The organism is Syntrophorhabdaceae bacterium (assembly GCA_028713955.1).
GTDB lineage: Bacteria > Desulfobacterota > Syntrophorhabdia > Syntrophorhabdales > Syntrophorhabdaceae > UBA5609.
On record JAQTNJ010000352.1, the window covers coordinates 1 to 2,656 of the forward strand.

Annotated in this window: 3 protein-coding genes; all 3 read left to right on the top strand. The window is 53.3% G+C overall.

Going from position 1 to position 2,656, the window contains the following annotated elements; translation table 11 throughout:
• A partial coding sequence (locus PHU49_16890) for an acyl-CoA dehydrogenase family protein (protein ID MDD5245686.1) occupies positions 1-900 on the top strand: 900 nt, incomplete at its 5' end.
• A 28-nt stretch (positions 901-928) separates the two neighbouring features.
• Positions 929-1,333 carry a cobalamin B12-binding domain-containing protein gene (locus tag PHU49_16895; GenBank protein ID MDD5245687.1) on the top strand — a complete coding sequence of 135 codons (405 nt, stop codon included), beginning with the start codon at positions 929-931 and terminating at the stop codon, positions 1,331-1,333.
• 9 nt (positions 1,334-1,342) lie between these two features.
• On the top strand, positions 1,343-2,656 hold a 1,314-nt coding region (locus PHU49_16900; protein ID MDD5245688.1), incomplete at its 3' end, for a methylmalonyl-CoA mutase family protein.

Sequence of the window (2,656 nt, forward strand, 5' to 3'; positions counted from 1 at the left end):
ATATCTTGTGCGGCAATAGTGACGATGCAGTGCCTCATGGGAACTGATTTCATCCATAGATTCGGCAACAAGGAACAGAGGGAGAGGCTCCTGATCCCTGCCATGGCAGGCCGAAAGATAGGTACCATCGCATTCACCGAGCCGGACTGCGGTTCTGACCTCGGCGCAATGAGGACAAGGGCTTACAGGGAAGGGGACGGTTATGTCCTGAAAGGGAGAAAGCTCTGGATCACAAGCGGGGCAGTAGCAGATTTTGTTACCGTTGCCGCCACGGTGGATCCGTCGAAAAGACTTAAGGGCATTGCCTTTTTTCTTGTCGAAAAAGACACGCCGGGTTTTTCTGTGGGGCAGACGATAGACAAGATGTCCGCGCGGGGATCGGCAGCTACGGAACTTATCTTTGACGAATGCCGTATACCAAAGGAAAACCTTTTCGGTGAGGAAGGAAAAGGCGTGCAGTACCTCGAGGCGATCTTAAGCGAGAGCAGAGTAATGGTCGCAGGGCTTGGACTGGGCCTTGCGGAAAGCGCTTATGAGGCGGGGCTCAGGTATGCAAAAGAGCGCGAGGCGTTCGGTAAACCGATCGGCAATTTCCAGCTTATACAGGAAAAGATAGCCGGGATGGAGATGCGGATAAAAAGCTCCTGGCTTCTCACCTACTACGCGGCATGGCTGAAGGATAAGGGGCTGGCAGCAAAGAAGGAGGCAGCCACGGCAAAGCTTTATTCCACGGAGACCGCAAATTATGTCGTTGATGAGGTGACACGGATCTACGGTGCATATGGGATCGCAGAGGAGTATCCGGCAGAAAGGTACTTCAGGGACGCCCGGTTTCTTCTCTCCGGCGGCGGCACATCGGAGATATTAAAAACGACCATTGCAAAGGAATGTCTTAAATAATAAAACCGTAATTTTCAGGAGGAACTTCATGGGAACACCGAAGAGGATAAAGGTTTTAATAGCAAAACCAGGGCTTGATGGGCATGACAGGGGCGCCAGGGTTGTGGCGCTGGCACTTAAGGATGCCGGGATGGAGGTCATCTATTCAGGGCTGCACAGGACGGTTGACCAGATCGTCAATATCGCTATTCAGGAAGACGTTGACGTGATAGGGCTTTCCATTATGACGGGCGCACACATCCCCATTACCCAGCGGCTCTTCCAGAAGATCCGGGAAAAGGGGATAGGCGATAAGACGGTCTTTGTCGGCGGCGTTATCCCTTCAAGAGATATCCCGAAGCTGAAAGAGATGGGGGTGGCCGGCATCTTTCCCGGTGGAACACCTCTTGCTGAAACGATAAAGTTCCTGCAATCGACTGTGTTAAAGAAATAGGAGGGAACCATGGCTGTGGCACGTTATATAAAAGACGAAAAAGATCAAATCCTCGACGTTATACTCGAATCAGGTATCCACGTTAAGCCTTCATATTCCCCGAAAGACCTTGAAGGGATAGATTTTTCGTATGAAAAAGACGTTGCAGACCCCGGCGAATATCCTTATACGCGGGGCATACATGCGCTCGGATACCGGTCAAGGGCATGGACCACGAGGCAGTATACCGGCTTCGGGACCCCGCAGGAGACAAACGAACGGTTCAAGCTGATGATCTCTCACGGCCAGACAGGGCTGAACGTCGCCTTCGACCTTCCCACGCAGATGGGATACGACTCCGATGACCCCATGTCCGAAGGTGAGGTCGGCAGGGTCGGTATGGCAGTCGACACCCTCCGTGACTTTGAGATCGCCTTTAAGGATATACGCTTGGACAAGATCGGGTCAGGCTTGACGATCAATGCCGTCGCGTCGATCATGCTCGCCATGTACCAGGCCGTTGCCGGGAAATATGGTTATGATTCCAAGATAATATCGGCAACCCCCCAGAACGATATCCTGAAGGAGATGATCGGCCGCGGGGCATGGATCTTTCCTGTCGAGCCCGCGGTGAAGCTTATCGGTGACACGATCGAGTATTCGATGACCGTTATGCCGAGGACCAATCCCGTAAGCGTCTGCGGTTACCACATCAGGGAATCAGGGGCAACGCCTGCCCAGGAGATAGCCTGCGCTATCCTTATAGCAAACGCCTACATAGACAACGTCCTTGCAAGGGGTTACGACGTTGACGATTTTGTCGGGAGGTTCTCATTTAACCTCAACGTCTTCGGAAACATGTGGGAGCAGGTCGCAAAATTCAGGGCAGCCCGCAAGCTCTGGGCGAGGAACCTGAAAGAGAAATATAAGGTGAAGAAACCTCAGAACCTCTTTCTCCGTGGACTCTTCGGGGGCGGTGGATACGGTCTCACCAAAGAGCAGCCGGAGAACAATATAATGCGCGGCGCGTACTACGCGCTTGTTGCGGCCCTCTCCGGCGCCCAGACAACGGCGCTGTGCAGCTATGACGAGGCGTACACGATCCCCACTCCGCACTCGGCGCTGCTCTCTCTCCGCACCCTCCAGCTCCTCATGGATGAGATGGGCCTCAGGGACACCGTTGACCCTCTCGCCGGGAGCTACTTTATCGAAACGATCACGAAGGAGATGGAGCAGAAGATCGAGGAAGAGATGGAGAAGATCGAAAAATACGGGGGAATAGTAAAGGCCGTTGCAGATGGTTTTATCCAGAGACTCGTTGCACGGCAGGCCTTCGAGATAGAA